18 protein-coding genes are annotated in these 17792 nt (G+C 63.5%); 8 read left to right on the top strand and 10 right to left on the bottom strand.

Features of this window, described 5'->3' with window-relative positions; translation table 11 throughout:
• The first annotated feature begins 155 nt into the window (after positions 1–155).
• From BLS60_RS03605 to rbsD, 6 genes are read left to right on the top strand one after another with little or no spacing between them, the layout of a single operon-like run.
• Entirely contained in the window at positions 156–1112 is a 957-nt protein-coding gene (locus tag BLS60_RS03605) for a sugar ABC transporter substrate-binding protein (RefSeq protein WP_092364725.1), read from the top strand.
• Entirely contained in the window at positions 1109–2677 is a 1569-nt protein-coding gene (locus tag BLS60_RS03610) for a sugar ABC transporter ATP-binding protein (protein ID WP_476742259.1), read from the top strand. Before BLS60_RS03605 ends, BLS60_RS03610 begins: the two co-directional genes overlap by 4 nt.
• Positions 2674–3654, top strand: a complete 981-nt coding sequence (locus BLS60_RS03615; protein ID WP_092364728.1) for an ABC transporter permease — start codon at positions 2674–2676, stop codon at positions 3652–3654. The genes BLS60_RS03610 and BLS60_RS03615 overlap by 4 nt, the downstream gene beginning before the upstream one ends.
• A 6-nt stretch (positions 3655–3660) precedes the next feature.
• Positions 3661–4659 (top strand): LacI family DNA-binding transcriptional regulator, encoded by a 999-nt coding sequence (locus BLS60_RS03620; RefSeq protein WP_092364731.1) that lies wholly within the window; start codon positions 3661–3663, stop codon positions 4657–4659.
• 49 nt (positions 4660–4708) lie between these two features.
• The gene (rbsK, locus tag BLS60_RS03625) at positions 4709–5617 is read left to right on the top strand and encodes a ribokinase (RefSeq protein ID WP_092364734.1); all 909 of its coding nucleotides are present in this window, start codon (positions 4709–4711) and stop codon (positions 5615–5617) included.
• Complete coding sequence (gene rbsD, locus BLS60_RS03630) at positions 5614–6018, top strand: D-ribose pyranase (RefSeq protein ID WP_092364737.1); 405 nt, start codon at positions 5614–5616, stop codon at positions 6016–6018. Before rbsK ends, rbsD begins: the two co-directional genes overlap by 4 nt.
• 183 nt (positions 6019–6201) lie before the next feature.
• Here rbsD and BLS60_RS03635 read toward each other — a convergent pair whose 3' ends face one another.
• The 6 genes from BLS60_RS03635 to BLS60_RS03660 form a co-directional block, all read right to left on the bottom strand.
• Positions 6202–6855: an HAD family hydrolase gene (locus tag BLS60_RS03635; protein ID WP_092364740.1), complete on the bottom strand. Its 654-nt coding sequence runs from the start codon at positions 6853–6855 to the stop codon at positions 6202–6204.
• 266 nt (positions 6856–7121) lie between these two features.
• Positions 7122–8108, bottom strand: coding sequence for an ABC transporter ATP-binding protein (locus BLS60_RS03640; RefSeq protein WP_092364743.1), 987 nt, complete (start codon positions 8106–8108; stop codon positions 7122–7124).
• Entirely contained in the window at positions 8105–8902 is a 798-nt protein-coding gene (locus BLS60_RS03645) for an ABC transporter permease (RefSeq protein WP_092364746.1), read from the bottom strand. Before BLS60_RS03645 ends, BLS60_RS03640 begins: the two co-directional genes overlap by 4 nt.
• Entirely contained in the window at positions 8889–9737 is an 849-nt protein-coding gene (locus tag BLS60_RS03650) for an ABC transporter permease (protein WP_092364749.1), read from the bottom strand. The genes BLS60_RS03645 and BLS60_RS03650 overlap by 14 nt, the downstream gene beginning before the upstream one ends.
• Entirely contained in the window at positions 9734–10540 is an 807-nt protein-coding gene (locus BLS60_RS03655) for an alkaline phosphatase family protein (protein ID WP_092364752.1), read from the bottom strand. The genes BLS60_RS03650 and BLS60_RS03655 overlap by 4 nt, the downstream gene beginning before the upstream one ends.
• 227 nt (positions 10541–10767) lie before the next feature.
• The gene (locus BLS60_RS03660; RefSeq protein ID WP_092364755.1) at positions 10768–11826 is read right to left on the bottom strand and encodes an ABC transporter substrate-binding protein; all 1059 of its coding nucleotides are present in this window, start codon (positions 11824–11826) and stop codon (positions 10768–10770) included.
• Positions 11827–12127: 301 nt separating this feature from the next.
• Here BLS60_RS03660 and BLS60_RS03665 point away from each other — a divergent pair, with 301 nt between their 5' ends.
• Entirely contained in the window at positions 12128–12844 is a 717-nt protein-coding gene (locus BLS60_RS03665) for a UTRA domain-containing protein (protein ID WP_070881496.1), read from the top strand.
• Positions 12845–12863: 19 nt separating this feature from the next.
• Here BLS60_RS03665 and BLS60_RS03670 read toward each other — a convergent pair whose 3' ends face one another.
• Together BLS60_RS03670 and BLS60_RS03675 are read right to left on the bottom strand one after the other, a co-directional pair.
• Positions 12864–13565 (bottom strand): potassium channel family protein, encoded by a 702-nt coding sequence (locus BLS60_RS03670; RefSeq protein WP_070881495.1) that lies wholly within the window; start codon positions 13563–13565, stop codon positions 12864–12866.
• Positions 13555–14883, bottom strand: a complete 1329-nt coding sequence (locus BLS60_RS03675) for a TrkH family potassium uptake protein (RefSeq protein ID WP_092364758.1) — start codon at positions 14881–14883, stop codon at positions 13555–13557. Before BLS60_RS03675 ends, BLS60_RS03670 begins: the two co-directional genes overlap by 11 nt.
• 468 nt (positions 14884–15351) lie before the next feature.
• Between BLS60_RS03675 and BLS60_RS03680 the strand changes: the two genes are divergently transcribed.
• Positions 15352–16542 carry a sugar transporter gene (locus BLS60_RS03680; RefSeq protein WP_070881493.1) on the top strand — a complete coding sequence of 397 codons (1191 nt, stop codon included), beginning with the start codon at positions 15352–15354 and terminating at the stop codon, positions 16540–16542.
• A gap of 16 nt (positions 16543–16558) precedes the next feature.
• On the opposite strand, the gene BLS60_RS03685 is transcribed toward BLS60_RS03680, so the two are convergent.
• Positions 16559–17107, bottom strand: coding sequence for a GNAT family N-acetyltransferase (locus tag BLS60_RS03685; protein WP_092364761.1), 549 nt, complete (start codon positions 17105–17107; stop codon positions 16559–16561).
• Between the two features lie 74 nt (positions 17108–17181).
• A complete protein-coding gene (gene mdaB, locus BLS60_RS03690) occupies positions 17182–17772 on the bottom strand; it encodes an NADPH:quinone oxidoreductase MdaB (RefSeq protein ID WP_092364764.1) in 591 nt (196 codons plus the stop codon).
• Positions 17773–17792 lie beyond the last annotated feature (20 nt).

The raw sequence follows: 17792 nt of genomic DNA on the forward strand, positions 1-17792 counted from the left end.
GCATGCGCATTCAACTCTGAGCCTCCAGCTTAAGCGGCTGTTGCGCCGCCCAAAGCGTTTCATATCGTTTGACAAAGTGCCGGCGGTTTCTTAGCTTTGTCTTTACGCAAACGTTTGCGTCCCAATAAAAATGACAATATTCACGGAGTTCGCCCATGTCCGGTTTCCGTCCTGCCCGTCTCTGCGCCGCCATTGCCCTCTGCGCCGCCGCCCTTGTCAGTTTCTCCAGCGTGCATGCCGCCGAAGGTGAAACACCTCGCGTCGCGCTGGTTATGAAGTCCCTCGCCAACGAGTTCTTCCGCACCATGGAAGATGGCGCCAAGGCCTACCAGAAAGAAAACCCCACCCAGTTCGAACTGATCGCCAACGGCATCAAGGACGAAACAGACACGTCCGCGCAGATCCGTATCGTCGAGCAGATGATCGTTGCCAAGGTCGATGCGCTGGTCATCGCGCCGGCCGATTCCAAGGCGCTGGTGCCGGTGATCAAGAAAGCCAGCGATGCCGGCATCAAGATCGTCAACATCGACAACCGTCTCGACCCCGAAGTGGTGAAGAGCAAAGGCCTGGACGTGCCGTTCGTGGGTCCGGACAACCGCAAAGGCGCGCGTCTGGTCGGTGAGTATTTGGCCCAGAACAAGCTCAAGGCGGGCGACGAAGTCGGCATCATCGAAGGCGTTTCCACCACCACCAACGCCCAGCAGCGCACCGCGGGCTTCAAGGACGCCATGGAAGCGGCCGGCATGAAGATCGTCGGCGTGCAGTCGGGCAATTGGGAAATAGACCGTGGCAACGCGGTGGCCTCCGCCATGCTCAACGAATACCCCGACCTCAAGGCACTGCTGGCCGGCAACGACAGCATGGCGCTTGGCGCGGTGTCTGCGGTACGCGCGGCAGGCAAGAAAGACCAGGTGCAGGTGGTCGGTTACGACAACATCAACGCCATCAAACCGATGCTCAAGGACGGCCGTGTGCTTGCCACTGCCGACCAGTTCGCCGCTCGCCAGGCGGTGTTCGGCATCGAAGCGGCGCTCAAACTGGTCAAGGGTGAAGCCACCGACGCCAAAGACGGTGTGATCGAAACCCCGGTCGAACTCGTGACCAAGCCGTGATCCATGCGGTAGTGGCCGGCGAGACCGTTCTCGCCGCCCGCAATATCGGCAAGACCTACGTCCAGCCCGTGCTGGGCGGGGTCGAGCTGGAGCTGCGCGCCGGTGAAGTGCTGGCGCTGACCGGCGAGAACGGCGCCGGCAAAAGTACCCTTTCAAAGATTTTCTGTGGGTTGGAACAACCGACTACTGGCTCACTGACTTTCCTTGGCCAGCCCTATGCACCAGCCAGCCGTCGCGAGGCCGAGCGCCTTGGCGTGCGCATGGTGTTGCAGGAACTCAACCTGCTGCCGACCCTGACCGTGGCCGAGAACCTGTTTCTCGACAACCTGCCCAGCCGTGGCGGCTGGATTGCCCGTGGTCGCCTGCGCGAGATGGCGCGTGAGGCCATGGCGCGGGTCGGCCTGGAGGCTATCGACCCGGATACCCCGGTGGCCGCGCTGGGCGTCGGCCATCAGCAGATGGTCGAGATCGCCCGTAACCTGATCGGCGATTGCCGCGTGCTGGTGCTCGACGAGCCAACGGCGATGCTCACCGCCCGTGAGGTCGATTTGCTGTTCGAGCAGATCCAGCGCTTGCGCGATGCCGGTGTGGCCATCGTCTATATCTCCCACCGTCTGGAAGAGCTGGCGAAAGTGGCCCAGCGCGTGGCCGTGCTGCGCGATGGCCAGCTGGTCGCCGTGGAGCCCATCGACCGTTACAGCAGCGACGAGCTGGTCACCCTGATGGTCGGCCGCGATGTCGGCGACTCCATCGATCTGGGCGAACGGCAGATTGGTGCGCCGCTGTTGCAGGTCAGCAATCTGTGCCGGCGCGGCAAGGTCGACGATGTGTCCTTCAGCGTGCGGGCAGGGGAGATCTACGGCATTTCCGGTTTGATCGGTGCCGGTCGCACCGAGTTGCTGCGGCTGATCTATGGCGCCGACCCCGCTGACAGCGGCCAGGTGGCCATCGGCACTCCGCCTGTGCCGGTGCGCGTGCGCTCACCCGCTGAAGCGGTGGGCCATGGCATTGCCTTGATCACCGAGGACCGCAAGGGTGAAGGCCTGCTGCTCGGCCAGCCAATCGCCGCCAACCTGGCGCTGGGCAACATGCCGGCGGTTTCCAGGCATGGCGTGATGCGCCCGGCGGCGGAGCAGGCATTGGCGCAGCGGCAGATCGATGCCATGCGCATTCGTTGCAACGGGCCCCATCAGGCCGTGGCCGAACTCTCCGGTGGCAACCAGCAGAAGGTGGTCATTGGCCGCTGGCTGGAGCGCGACTGTCGCGTGCTGCTGTTCGACGAGCCGACCCGCGGTATCGATGTCGGTGCCAAATTCGAAATATACGGCCTGCTCGGCGAGTTGGCGCGCCAGGGCAAGGCGCTCGTGGTGGTGTCCAGCGACCTGCGCGAGCTGATGCTGATCTGTGATCGTATCGGCGTGCTGTCGGCCGGCCGCCTGATTGAAACATTCGACCGCGATGACTGGAGTCAGGATCGTCTGCTGGCCGCTGCCTTCGCCGGCTACCGCAGCCGTGAAGCCATGCTTGGCGAGGTCGCCCCCCCGTTACAGGAGCTTTCCCAATGACCACCCCATCCGCCACGCCGACCAAGCGCAGTGGCACCCATAAGGGCCTGGGCACCTACCTCGGCCTGGCTGGTGCGCTGCTGGCGATGATCGTGCTGTTTTCTTCGCTGAGCAGCCATTTTCTGTCCTACGCGACCTTCACCACCCTGGCCAACCAGATCCCCGACCTGATGGTGCTGGCGGTGGGCATGACGCTGATCCTGATCATCGGCGGCATCGACCTGTCGGTGGGCTCGGTGCTGGCCCTGGCAGCTGCGGTGGTCAGTGTGGCCACCCTCGGCTTTGGCTGGGGCATCGTACCCGCGGCGCTGCTCGGCATGGCCTGTGCGGCCCTGGCTGGCAGCGTGACCGGGATCATCACGGTGGCCTGGGGCATTCCCTCGTTCATCGTCTCCCTCGGCGTATTGGAGATGGCACGCGGCCTGGCTTACCAGCTCACCGACTCGCGCACCGCTTATATCGGCGACGCCTACGCCTGGCTGTCGACGCCATTCGCCGCCGGTATCTCGCCATCCTTCGTGATCGCATTGCTGGTGATCGCCGCCGCGCACCTGCTGCTGACCCGCAGCGTGTTCGGCCGCTACCTGGTGGCCATCGGCACCAACGAGGAAGCGGTGCGCCTGGCTGGCATCAACCCCAAGCCATACAAGGTCTCGGTGTTCGCACTGATGGGCCTGCTTGCCGGTCTGGCTGCGTTGTTCCAGATATCGCGCCTGGAAGCCGCCGACCCGAATGCCGGTTCCGGTCTGGAGCTGCAGGTGATCGCCGCGGTGGTCATCGGCGGCACCAGCCTGATGGGCGGCCGTGGCTCGGTGATCAGCACCTTCTTTGGCGTGCTGATCATTTCCGTGTTGGCCGCGGGGCTGGCGCAGATCGGCGCCTCGGAACCCACCAAGCGGATCATCACCGGCGCGGTGATCGTGGTCGCGGTGATCCTCGACACCTACCGCAGCTACCGCGCCAAGCGCAGGGGCTGATCATTCATGGCCACCATCAAGGATGTCGCCGCACGGGCCGGTATTTCCTACACCACGGTGTCCCATGTGGTGAACGGCACCCGGCCGGTGAGCGACCCGGTGCGTAGCAAGGTCGAGGCGGCCATCGCCGAACTGGGCTACGTGCCCAGCGGCGTGGCGCGCTCGCTCAGGGCCCGTGCCACCGGTACCCTCGGGCTGCTGGTGCCGAACGCCAGCAACCCGTATTTCGCCGAGTTGGCGCGCGGCATCGAGGACCACGCCGAGCGCAACGGCTACAGCGTGATCCTCTGCAACTCCGATGACGACATCGACAAGCAACTGCGCTACCTGCGCGTGTTGCTGGAGCGGCGCATCGACGGCCTGATCGTCGCCACGGTGGCCAGCGACGCGGCTTTCGCCCAGGCCTTGGCCGCGCTGAAAGTGCCGCTGATGCTGGTCGACCGCTCCCTCGATGGGGTGACGGCCGATCGCGTGCAGGTGGATCATGAGCGCGGCGCCTACCTGGCGACGCGTCACCTGCTCGAACTGGGTCACCGCCGTATTGCCTGCATCGGCGGGCCGGCCAGCACCCAGGTGGTGCAGTTGCGAGCAGCCGGCTATCGGCGCGCGCTGGGTGAAGCGAATATCGAAGCGCAGCCGGTGGTGGACTGCGCTTTTACTAGCCCGGCAGGGCACGCCGCTGCCCAGGTGCTGCTGGCTGGCCGCGAGGTGCCCACGGCGATTTTTGCCGGCAACGACATGATCGCCCTGGGCGTGCTGCGCGCCGCTGCCGAACTCAAGGTAAAGGTACCGCAGCAGCTTTCGGTGGTGGGTTTCGACGACATCGAAGTCAGTCGCTACCTGCACCCGGCACTGACCACGGTCGGTCAATCCATCGGCCAGCTCGGGGAGACCGCCGCTGCCCGGTTGCTGGCGCGTATCCGCACGCCCGGCCTGGAGGCTGAGCAACGACTGATCGAACCCACCCTGGTACTGCGCGAGTCCAGCGCAGCGCCACTGACTTGATTATTTCGAAGCGCCCACGCGTTTCGGCTGACGTAGAGGAACATCTGCAATGCACGCGAAGGTAGTGGTGGTGGGCAGCCTGAACATGGACCTGATCGTTCGCATGCCGCGGTTTCCGGTCGCCGGCGAGACGCTGGCCGGGCACGGTTTTGCTACCGCGGCGGGCGGCAAGGGCGCCAACCAGGCCGTGGCTGCCGCGCGGCTCGGCGCCACTGTAGCGATGGTCGGCTGTGTGGGCGATGACGCCCATGGTGCCGAACTGCGAGCCGGGCTGCTGGCGGAAGGCATCGACTGCACGGCGGTGGCGAAGGCGCCGGGAGTGGCGACCGGCATCGCGACGATTCTGGTCGATGATGCCGGCCAGAACGCCATCGTCATCGCGGCGGGCAGCAACGCTGAAATGACGGCTGAGCGCCTGGCCGACCATGATGGTCTGCTGGCAACGGCCGATATCGTCATCGCCCAGCTGGAAGTGCCCACGGCCACCGTCGAGGCCACCTTGCTACGTGCCCATGAGCTGGGCCGCACGGTGATCCTCAACCCGGCACCTGCCGTTGGGCCGTTGCCAGCCCACTGGTACGGCTTGATCGACTACCTGATTCCCAATGAGAGTGAAGCGGCGCTGCTGACCGGCATCGCGGTCGACTCGCCGCGAAGCGCACATCAGGCTGCGGAGCAACTGCTCGCGTGCGGCGCCAAGCGGGTGCTGATCACCCTCGGCAGCCAGGGCGTTTTCTACGCCGATGGCGAGCGCCACCTGCACCTGCCGGTCGAGCCGGTCGTGGCGGTCGATACCACCGCCGCGGGCGACACCTTCGTTGGTGGCTTCGCCGCCGGTCTGGCCGAAGGCCTGCCGCTGGAGGGTGCCATCCGCCTGGGCCAGCAAGCCGCCGCCCTGGCCGTCACCCGGCCGGGCGCACAGCCATCCATCCCTCATCGCCACGAGTTGCCCGCATGAAGAAAACGCCCCTGCTCAACGCTGCACTTTCCACTGCTATTGCCCGGCTGGGCCATGGCGACATCATCGTGATTGGCGACGCCGGCATGCCGGTACCGGCAGGCACGCCGTGCATCGACCTGGCATTAACCGCCGGCGTGCCGGACTTCGTCACCACGCTCAAGGTGGTGCTCAGCGAGATGCAGGTGCAGGGCCATCTGCTGGCCCGGGAAACCCTGGAAGCAGCACCGCTGGCACTCGCGGCCATCGAAGAACTGAACGCCAGCGGTGCGCTGGGCGAGCGGCAGCTGGTCAGCCATGACGAACTCAAGGCCGCCTGTGCCAAGGCTCGCGTGCAGATTCGTACCGGTGAGTGCCGGCCGTACAGCAATATTGCGCTGATCGCGGGTGTGACGTTTTAAGAGGCGGTTGACGATCTTCTTTAACACGCCGCTTGGGCTGCTCCAAGGCAGAAGCGGCCTGTCGTAGGGGGACGACGCCTCACCTACGCGGCCCGACCCGTCCACCGCTCTGCGATCGCAATGGTGGATGATAAGAGCGTCATCCACCCTAGGTCTGCTTCCGCTACCTTGCTGCTATCGTGCTCAACTCCAACTCAAAATCGGCCAGCCCTCGCGCTCGGCATGTTCGCGCAATACCGCGTCGGGGTTCACCGCGTGGGGTTTGTCGACCCGTTGCAGCAGCGGCAGGTCGTTGCGCGAGTCGGAGTAGAAGTAGGCGCCGTCCAGGCTTTGGCCGTGTTCTTCGAGCCAGGCATGCAGGCGGGTGACCTTGCCTTCGCGGTAGGTCAGCACGCCCTCGGTCTTGCCGCTGTAGTGGCCGTACTCCTCATGCAGGTCGATGGCCAGCACCTCTTCGACCTTCAGCCGTTCGGCGATGGCGCTGACCAGAAAATGCGCCGAAGCGGAAATGATCAGGATGCGGTCGCCGGCCTGGCGATGGGTCGCCAGGCAACGAGTCGCGTCGCTGAAGAAGATCGGCTCGATCACGTCTTCCACGAAGGGCTCGACCACGAAGGCGACTTCCTCCGGCGTGCGCCCCACCAGCGGCGACAGGCTGAAGGTCATGTAGTCCTCCATGGCCAGCTTGCCTTCGGCGTACAGCGCCATCAGCTGGTGATCCTTGGCGATGAAACTCTCGCCGTCGACCCAGCCCAGCGTGGCCATGTGCTCGCTCCACAGGCTGGCGCAGTCGCCGTTGATCAGGGTTTCGTCGAGATCGAAAATTGCCAGGGCCATGAGGGTTTGTTTTCCTTTCAGTACGACCGCGCCGGTGCCCATTTTTTTGCGAGGCAAGGCGCGAGCTGCGAAGTTTGGTGGGCCAAATGAGTCAGCGAGAAACGCAGTATCGCGAAAAAATAGGCCCGTCCCAAGGGGTTGCGCGGGAAGTTTCACCCGCTGCCGTGACACGATGAGGGAGCTGGTTCAGCTATTGCCTGCGTCTTGCGCCTAACCGGGTGAAAGTTCTCGCTGCAACGCGGCTTGTGCTGAAAGGTGAACGGACCCTATCCCACCTCTTTTACGGCGCTCGCCGCGATATCCAGTGAGATCGAGTGGCCGTTGGCGTGCAGGTCGTCGGCGCTGCGGTTGAGCACGTCGACCAGCAGTTCCACACCGCCGGCATCCACCCGGTAGCGGATGATATTACCGAGCAGGCTATGGCTGCGAATGATTGCGCTGATCGGGCCCTGGCCAAGCACGATGGCTTCCGGGCGGATGGCCACCTGGCTGCTTACCGGGTAGCCGAGCAGGCGGCTGGCGGTGGCGGCGTCGAGCAGGTTGTAGTTGCCGATGAAGCCGGCCGCGAAGGCATTGGCAGGCGCGGTATAGAGGGTTTCCGCGTCGCCGCTCTGGACGATGCGCCCGGCATTCATCAGGAAGATGCGGTCGCTCATCACCAGGGCCTCTTCCTGATCGTGGGTGACGAAAATCGTCGTCAGGCCGAGTTCCTGCTGGATGCTGCGGATCTGCTCGCGCAGGTGTTTGCGGATGCGCGCGTCGAGCGCCGACAGCGGCTCGTCGAGCAGCAGCAGGCGCGGGCGGGTGACCAGCGAGCGGGCCAGGGCGACGCGCTGGCACTGGCCGCCGGACAGCTGATGCGGGTAGCGGCTGGCGAAGTCGCCGAGCTCGACCATGGCCAGCGCTTCCTGCACGCGCTGGGCGGATTCGCCCTTGTTGATCTTCTGCATGCGCAGGCCAAAGGCGACGTTCTGCGCGGCGGTCATGTTGGGAAACAGCGCATAGCTCTGGAACACCATGCCGATGCCGCGCTTCTGTGGCGCCAGGGGCACTAGGTCTTCGCTACCGAGCAGGATCCTGCCGCCATTGACCTCGGTAAGGCCGGCGATACAGCGCAGCAGGGTGGATTTGCCGCAGCCCGACGGGCCCAGCAGGGTGACGAATTCGCCCTGCTGGATCTCGGCGTTGATGTCGCTGAAGATCGAGGTGCTGCCGTAGTTCTTGTGCAGGTTCTGGATGCTCAGGAAGCTCATGCCTTGTCCCTGTTCAGTCGATTGGCCGCCCAGGTGAACACCAGGACGAAAAAGAAGTAGGAGATCACCAGGGCGCTGTTGAAGTGGCCACTGCTGTTCTTCATGTTGTTGAGGTACACCTGCAGGGTTTCGTAGCGTGTGCCGACCAGCAGGTTGGCGAACACGAATTCGCCGAACAGAAAACTGAAGGACAAGAACAGCGACACCATCAGGCCCTTGCGCAGGTTGGGCAGCACCACCAGAAAGGCGGCCTTCCAGGTGCTAGCGCCGAGCAGGTGGGCGGCGTCCATCAGGTCGCGAAGGTTGATCGCCTGCAGGTTGTTGGTGATCGCGCGGTACATGAAGGGCAGGGCGATGGTGAAGTAGCAGCCGATCAGGATCCACGGTGTACCCACCATGGCCAGCGGGCCGGAGCCATACAGCTGCAGCAGACCCACGGCGGAGACCACCGGCGGCACGGCGAACGGCAGCAGGATCAGCACGTTCATCACCGCGTCGAGTTTGGGAAAGTGGTAGTGCACCACGAACAGCAGCGGCAGGATCAGCACCACCGACAACGCCAGGGCGCCGAAGCAGACCAGCAGCGACTGGCCGAACGCCTTGAGAAAGCGCGGCTCGCCCCACAGCTCCAGGTACCACTTGAACGTCAGGCCGTCCGGCAGGATGGTCGCCGACCAACTGGTGGACAGCGAGTAGAGCAGAGTACCGGCCAGCGGCAACAGCAGAATCAGGAACAGCAGCCAGACCACCACGCGGTGGTAAAGGCTAGCGGTGCTCGCATCAGCGCGGGACATGGTAGCTCCTCCGCAACAACAGCTGATGGACCAGGGTGATCGCCGCCATCAGGCCGACCAGGATCATCGCCAGGGCGCTGGCCATGTTCGGATCGAGAGAAATGTCCCCGGAAATCATCGCGGCGATGCGGATCGGCAGGACGTTGAAGTTGCCGGTGGTCAGGTAATACACCGTGGCGTAGGCGCCCAAGGCATTGGCCAGCAGGATGACGAAGGTGCCGAGCAGCGCCGGGGTCAGCACCGGCAGGCCGATGTGCCGCCAGAAATCCCAGGTACTGGCGCCGAGCAGCGCGGCGGACTCGCGCCAATCCTGGCGCAGGGCGTCGAAGGCGGGGTAGAGCAGCAGCACGCCGAGGGGAATCTGGAAGTAGGTGTAGAGCACGATCAGGCCGTTCTTCGAGTACAGGTTGAAGCTCTCGATCAGTCCGGCCTGGATCAGCAGCAGAGTCACCGCGCCGTTGAAACCGAGCAGGATGATGAACGCGAAGGCCAGCGGCACGCCGGCGAAGTTGCTGGTCATGTTGGAAAAGGCGATCACGAAGTCACGCAGTTTCGAATCCACCTGGCGCAGCGAGTAGCTGCCGATCAGGGCGATGAGCATGCCGAATACACTCGACCAGAAGGCGATCTGCAGGCTGTGCTTGACCGCCTGCATGTAGAACTTGGAGGAAAACGCCTTCTCGAAATTGCCCAGCCCCCAGCCATCCGGCGTGTTCAGGCTGTTGAGCGCAACCCACACCAGCGGGGCGATCTGGAAGGCGATGAAAAACACCGCGAAGGGCAGCAGGCACAGCAGTGCCAGCCATTTGCCCTTGGATTTGTGGGTGGCGCTCATCGCAGCAGCTCCCGGCACGAGGGTTTGTCATGGGGCACGCCGAGCAAGTCGCAAACGATGCCGCACAGTTCGATCTGCCTGGGTGTGGCCGATTCGCTGAGGCTGAAGGCGCTACCCAGCACGAACAGTGGTACTTCGCGCTCTTCGGGCAGCAGGCCATTGTGCGAGCGGTCGTCGTTCATGCCATGGTCGGCGGTTACCAGCACCTGATAGCCCGCGTCGAGCCAGCCCTGCAGGTAATTGGCGATGAGAATGTCAGCGACTCGCGCCGCATTGCGGTACTGGCTGCTGTCGAGGCCGTGCTTGTGACCGGCGTCATCGATGTTCATCGGGTGCACCAGAAGAAAGTCCGGCGCGTGCTGCAGGCGCAGGCTCTCGGCATCGTCGAACAGGTGCGAGTCCGGGTAGTGGTCGGCGTAGTAGAAGTGCCCGTGCTGGATCGGCAGCTCGACATCACGGGTATGCCGGTCACGAGCGGCCACGAAGGGCGCGCGGTTATACAGCTCGCTCATCCAGTGGTAGGCGGCAGCCGCGGTACTCCGCCCGGCGGCGCGGGCATAGTGGAACACGCTGCGCTCCGTGCTCAGGCGCACCACGTTGTTGTGCACAATGCCGCTATCGATGGGCGTCACGCCGGTAAGAATGCACTCGTAGAGCGGCCGCGACAGTGACGGCAGCTCGCACTCGAGTTTGTAAAACGCAGCACGGCCAGCGGCGCGATAGGCCTGCAAGTGGCCGAGCGCATGCCGGGCGACCTCGAAATTGAGGCCGTCGAGAATAACGAGGATGACCTTGGACGGCATGGGTAATCCTGGAGGAATAGGGTGGATGACGCTTCTTTCATCCACCACTGGGATATCAAAATGGTGAACGGATAAAGCGTCGTCCACCCTACAAGGCTGGTTTGAGAGGGTTGATCCTGGCTCTCGCAATGTCGTAGGGCGTACTCGCGAAGCAGTACGCCGTCGAACAAGGGGAGCCAGCATGGCGGACGGGGAGCGGCCGGCGAACCGGTCCGCCCTAAGCCCGATCACTCCATATTGATGATTACGTTTTCCTGCCACTGCTGCGGCAATGCCTTGGAGGTCGCTTCCCAGGCAGCGGCGTCCTTGATCGGCTTGACCTTGGCGTATTGCTCGTTAGGCAGCAGCTTGGCCTGCACTTCGGCCGGCAGGGTCAGGTGCTCGGCACGGATCGGCCGGGCGTTGCCCTTGGCTAGGTTGATCTGCCCGGCATCGCTGAGGATGTACTCGCGGGCCAGCTTGGCAGCGTTGGGGTTCTTGGCGTACTTGTTGATGATGGTGGTGTAGCCGGAGATTACCGAGCCGTCAGACGGGATCAGCACCTCGAAGCGGTTCGGGTCGATCTGGTCACGGTAGGAAAGGCCGTTGAAGTCCCAGACGATGCCGACTTCCACTTCGCCTTTTTCCAGGGTCTGGATGGTCGGGTTGGCCAGCGACAGGCGACCCTGTTCGGCGATTTCGGCGAAGTAGTCCAGGCCCGGCTGAATGTTCTTCTCGTCACCACCGTTGGCGATGGCTGCAGCCAGCACGCCATTCACCGCCTGGGCGGCAGCGCTGACGTCGCCGATGGCCACGCGGTACTTGCCGGTTTTCAGGTCGGCCCAGCTTTTCGGGGTGTCCTTGACCAGCTGCTTGTTGACGATGAAGGCGATGGAGCCGGTGTAGGCGAGCATCCAGTGGCCGTCGGCATCCTTGGCCCACTCCGGAATCTGGCTCCATGTGGTCGGTTTGTAAGGCTGGGTCACGCCCTGCTGCACGGCGATGGGGCCGAAGGCGGCGCCCACGTCACCGATGTCGGCGCTGGCGTTGTCCTTTTCGGCGGCGAACTTGGCGATTTCCTGGGCCGAGCTCATGTCGGTGTCCATGTGCTTGAGGCCGTACTTGTCGCTCAGGTCCTGCCAGGTGTCTTTCCAGTTGGCCCAACTGTCCGGCATGCCGACGCTGTTCACGGCGCCTTCTTTGCGTGCGGCCTGTTCCAGTGCACTTATATCCGTCTCGGCGGCCATGGCGTGGGAAGCCAGAGCGATGGCGCTGCCCATCAGCGATGCCAGTAGCAGTTGTTTCATTGGAAACTCCTTTGCGTTGAGGGTTGGTCTAGATCAGCAAGACCCAAGCCAATGTAGGCGGCAGCGATGACAATTTTGTGTCGGTGTTGCCGCAAGCGGACTTCAGGCACGTGACAGCACTCCGCTCAGCAAGCGTAGACCAGGTTAAGCCGCTGAATTGGCTGGCATGCGCCATGCTTGCAAGCAGGCTGTCATCTGCTGGTCATCGCGCATGCCTAGGCTTGCGAACGACGATGGCAGTCAGCAATGACTGTTGCATGCCCCGTATTGGGGCTGGTCTAGTCCAAAAGGAATCAGCGTGATGCGCGATGACACGCCGCGAGCCGTCACCACTATTTGCCGGGCACTTCAGGAGCAGATCGAGCACGGCCTGCTGCCTGCCGGTGCGAAGTTGCCGGCTGAGCGGCGTTTGAGCGAATTGTTCGACACAACACGGATCACCCTGCGTGAGGCGCTGGGGCAACTGGAGGCGCAGGGCCTGGTGTACCGCGAAGAACGCCGCGGCTGGTTCGTCTCGCCTGCGCGGGTCGCCTACAACCCGCTGGTGCGCACCCACTTTCACGCCATGGTCGCCGAGCAGGGCCGGGTGCCGGCCACCGAGGTGTTGAGTGCGCGACTGATGCCGGCACATTCGCAGGTCTGCCAGTTGCTGGGCTTGTCGGCGCTCTCCAGCGTGTACCAGATCCGCCGGGCACGGCGGATCGACGCGCGGCTGGTGCTGTATGTCGAGCACTACCTCAACCCCGACTATTTTCCCGGCATCCTCGATTTCGACCTGACCCGTTCGCTGACCGAGCTGTATGCCAGCGAGTACGACGTGCACTACGGCCGCGTGCGTTTCGACATGGTGCCCACCGCGCTGCACGCCGATGCCGCCGCCGCGCTCAAGGTGGCGCCCGGCAGCCCCGCGCTGCGCATCATCCGGGTCAACCGCGACCAGCGCGGCCGCCTGATCGACTGCGACCTCGAATACTGGCGCCATGACGCGATTCACATCAGCGTGGAAGTGCCGGACTGAGCGCAGCGTTCTGCAATGATCAGCGGGTTTTCGAACGCCCGGCGAACTTCTGGATCAGGTGAGTTGCCCCGGACACGATCAGCAGATCACCCGTCAGTATTTGCGTACCCGGCGTGGCGTGCTGGAAGTCTTGATTGGCGCGTTTCAGGCCCACCACCGTCACGCCATGGACTTCGCGAATCCCCGATTCGGCCAGCGTCCGATTATGCGTCGATTGCGGGGCGTGGATCTTGGCGATGGCGAACCCGTCATCGAATTCGATGAAGTCGATCATTCTGCCACTGATCAGGTGAGCAACCCGTTCGCCCATGTCCGATTCGGGATACACCACGTGGTGAGCGCCGATGCGCTGGGCGATGCGCCCGTGCTCCTCGGTCAGGGCCTTTACCCAGATATCCTTAATACCCAGTTCGGTCAGCGCCATGATGGTCATCAGGCTTGCCGCCAGGTCCGTACCAATGCCCACGATGGCGTGGGAAAAATCCGCCACGCCAAGTTGGCGCAGGACCATCACGTTGGTGGTGTCGGCCTGCACGGCGTGGGTGATCAGGTCCGCCCAGCGATGTACTGGCTCGGGATCGCGGTCGATGCCCATCACGTCGTGGCCGAGGCGTATCAGCGACTGGGCAACCGAGCTGCCGAAGCGACCGAGGCCGGCTACCACCACGCTGTCGCCCTTGGAAAATGCGAACTGCTCGGTAAACAGGAATTTAGCCGACAATGGGATGCTCCTCTGGATAGCGATAAGGCATGCGGCGCTCACCCATGGCCAGGGAAACCGCAAGGGTTACGATGCCGACACGGCCGACATACATCAGCAGGGTCAACATCAATTGACTCGATTCCGGCAGGTCAGCGGTGATGCCCGTGGACAGGCCGACCGTGCCGAAGGCGGAAACCACCTCGAAGATCACCTTGTCGGTGGCGATATCAGTCGTGCGCAGGATGAACAGCGTGCCGATCACCACCATCGCGCTGCCCAGCACCAGCACGGTAATGGCCTGGCGCTGAGCCGCGGCGCAGATGCGTCTGCCGAAGGCTTCCGTATCACCACGGCCACGAATTTCGGCGATCACCATCAGCAGCAGAATGGCCACCGTGCCTACCTTGACGCCGCCGGCCGTGCCGGCGCTGCCGCCACCGACGAACATCAGCAGATAATGCAGCGCCCAGCTTTCATGGGTGAGGGCGCCGATATCAATAGAGTTGAAGCCTGCGGTGCGCGCCGACACTGACGCAAAGGCCGCTGACAGCACCTTGTCGGCGACGCTCATTGGCCCGAACGTTGCCGCGTTGGACCACTCGGAAAGCAGCAGGCCGACGAAGCCACACAGCAGCAGCACCGCTGTGCCGCTGAGGGTCAGCTTGGTATGCAACGACCAGTGCCGAGGGTCACGGAGCCGGTTGCGCAGGTCGTGCAGCACCGGGAAACCGATGCCGCCGATCACGATAGCAGTCATCACCGGCAGCAGAATCAGCGCGTCGCTGGCGTAACGCATCAAACTGTCCGGGTGGATGGAAAAGCCGGCGTTATTGAAGGCGGATATCGCGTGGAAAAGCCCACTCCAGGCGGCTTCGGTCAGGGGCAGGTCGTAGGCCAGGTGCAATCTCAAGGTCAGCAGCAGGGTGATCAGCAGTTCCATGCCGAGCGTGACCACCAGCACCAGCTTGGCCACGCTGCCTACATCACCAATCGCCAGCGTGCGCGACTCCTGTTGCGCGACCATTTTGGTGCGCAACCGAAACGATCGGTTGACCATCAGGCCGAGCAGCGTCGCCAGGGTCATCATCCCAAAGCCGCCGAGCTGGAAGAGCATCAGGATCACCACCTGGCCGAACCCCGACCAGTAAGTGCCGGTGTCCACCACCACCAGACCAGTGACACACACCGCAGAGACGGCGGTAAAGAAGGCAGTGACCCAGGGCGCACTGATGCCTTCGGCATGGGAAATTGGCAGCATCAGCAGGCCGGTGCCCAGCAGTATCACCAGCAGAAACACCAGTGCGACGACCCTGGCGGGATGCAAAAGAGCCTTCATGGACGGGAGACCAGGCAGGGCAGTAAATGGAAAGCAGGGCTTGCCGTCATCGGATGGCGCTTCACGCAATGGATGTTGTGCGGATGCTACCTTCGCGCGGTTAGGGCGCGGAGAGGGCAGCGCTAAAAATTACGGTTTTTTTACGATGGGCGAGCGCCACATGGAGGGCGTCTAACGCTGCATTCAACCGGCTGTCGGTCGCGTGCTAGAAGGTCTCCGGAGCATATTGTCGAGGTGCCGGGCCGCGCGTAGAATCGCCGCCGCAGGCCATCCTCATACTTATAATTTTCCGCTCTCCGCATCGCCACTCCCCGCTTTTTATAGCGTTGGAGCGCGAGCTGCCGTGTGCGTGTTCGTCGTGTATGGGGTTCTCTTTTTTCTGTTCGCGTTCTACAGCCGCTCGCTGCCATTCAGGCCGCGGGCGAAAGGCCGTTGTAGGCAGCGTTCCCCATGCATGGACTTACCCAAATGAACACACCCGAGCAGACGCACAGCGGCAGCTGGCTGAGCGTCATCGCCCTGGCGCTGGGCGCCTTCATCTTCAACACCACCGAATTCGTGCCAGTGGGGTTGCTGAGCCAGATCGGCCAGAGCTTCGACATGACCACCGCCAGTGTCGGCCTGATGCTGACCATCTATGCGTGGGTGGTGGCGCTGGCATCGCTGCCGCTGATGCTGCTGACCCGCAACATCGAGCGGCGCAAGCTGCTCGGTTTTGTGTTCATCCTGTTCATCGCCAGCCATGTGCTGTCGGGGATCGCCTGGAGCTTCAGCGTGCTGATGGTCAGCCGTATCGGCATCGCCCTGGCCCATGCGCTGTTCTGGGCGATCACCGCATCCCTGGCGATCCGCGTGGCGCCGGAAGGCAAGCAGGCACAAGCCCTTGGCCTGTTGGCCACCGGCAGCGCGCTGGCCATGGTGCTGGGCATTCCGTTGGGCCGGGTGATTGGCGAGGTGCTGGGCTGGCGCACCACCTTCACCACCATTGCCGTGGTGGCAGGCGTGGTGGTGCTGTGCCTGATGAAGAACCTGCCGTTGCTGCCGAGCCAGAACTCCGGTTCGCTGCGCAGCCTGCCAGTGCTGTTCAAGCGCCCGGCGCTGGTCACCGTGTATGTGCTTACCGCGCTGGTGATCACCGCGCATTTCACTGCGTATACCTATATCGAGCCGTTCGCGTTGGAAGTTGCCGGTATTGCGGGCGACATGATCACCGTGTTGCTGCTGCTGTTCGGCTGTGCCGGCATCATCGGCTCCATCCTGTTCAGTCGCTACAGTGCCCGCTACCCGCGCGGTTTCCTGATCGCAGCGATCAGCGTGCTGAGCCTGTGCATGTTGTTCCTGCTGCCGGTGGCCCGCGAGCACGCTTATCTGGCGACGCTGAGCGTGGTGTGGGGCATCGCCATGATGTGCTTCGGGCTGACGCTGCAAGCCAAGGTGCTGAACCTCGCCTCGGATGCCACCGATGTAGCCATGGCTCTGTTCTCCGGCATTTTCAATATCGGTATCGGTGCAGGCGCTTTGCTCGGCAGCCTGGTGAGCAGCCAGCTGGGCGTAGCCAATGTCGGCATTGTTGGCGGCCTGCTCGGTATCGGCGGCCTGCTGCTGTGCTGCGTCACCACCTACCGTTTTTCCCGGCCATTGCGCGCGCAGCCGATGTGAGGCTCGCGGCAGGACTTCAAGTCTGCTGCGTGGTCAGCCATTCTTCCCGGCTGATTTCCCACAGTTGCGACGGCAACCGGCCGGCGACGTAATCACTCTCGCCGGTTTCCACCAGGCGCATGCCTTCGCGTTCGGAAAGCCGCTGTGACGCGATGTTGGCAGCGGCCTTGGGCACACGCATCAGCAGGCGTTGCAGCACCTCGAACCAGTAGCGATTGACCGCCGCACAGGCTTCACTCATCAGCCCCTGGCGCTGCCAGGCCGGAGCGATCCAGAAGCCGCGGTTATTGCCCGGCGTATCCATCAGGCTGATCACGCCGATCAGCCGTTCGGCGTCGTTGGCCGGGCGCAGCGTCCAGTGCCATTCACTGCCGCTGGCCATGGCCGGCAGCGCGGCATTGCGCAGGTAGCTGAGCGCACCATCGGCCGGGTAGGGCCACGGCACGGCGCTGTTGAGGTAACGCACCACGTCCCAGTTGGCGAACAGCGGCTGGATCTGCTCGGCATCTGCCAGTTGCAGGGGCTGCAAGAGCAGGCGCGGTGTGCTGAGAGTGGGGAGCGTCATGGCACGGTCCTTCGCCTTGGATTAACAGCCGATAGTGCCGTGCCTCCGCGCGCTTGTCATGCCTCCCCGCAGGATCAGGCCGCTGAGTGCAGCACGCGGGCCAGGTGCTGGTGATAACGGGCGACGTCGCGTTCAACATCCGGGCGCTTCATCACGTCGACGCACAGGAAGGTCGGCAGCGAGCTCATGCCGAGAAACTGCTGGGCCTTGTGGAATGGGAAGTAAACGGCATCCACGCCTCGGCCTTCGAAGAAGTCGCTGGGGTCGTCAAAGGCTTGCTGCGGGGCGTTCCAGGTCAGTGAGAGCATGTACTGCTTACCGTGAATCAGGCCGCCGCTGCCGTACTTCTGCGAGGCATCGGAGCGAGTGCGACCATCGCTGGCGTACAGGCTGCCGTGGCCTTCGGTGAACACTTCATCGAGGTACTTTTTGACGATCCACGGTGCGCCCATCCACCAGCCCGGCATCTGGTAAATCACCACGTCGGCCCAGAGGAATTTCTGCACTTCGTCAGCCACGTCGTAACCGGCATCGATCTCGGTGGTCTTGAATTCGACGCCCGCCTGGTCAAGGAATGCGGCGGCGGTGTCGTGCAGGGTGCGGTTGAGTCGGCCATCGGAGTGAGCGAACTGCTTGCCGCCATTGAGGAGCAGGATCTTCTTCATGGTGATTTCCCGGAACTGAT

This window comes from Phytopseudomonas seleniipraecipitans (genome assembly GCF_900102335.1).
In the GTDB taxonomy this organism is placed as follows: Bacteria; Pseudomonadota; Gammaproteobacteria; order Pseudomonadales; family Pseudomonadaceae; genus Aquipseudomonas; species Aquipseudomonas seleniipraecipitans.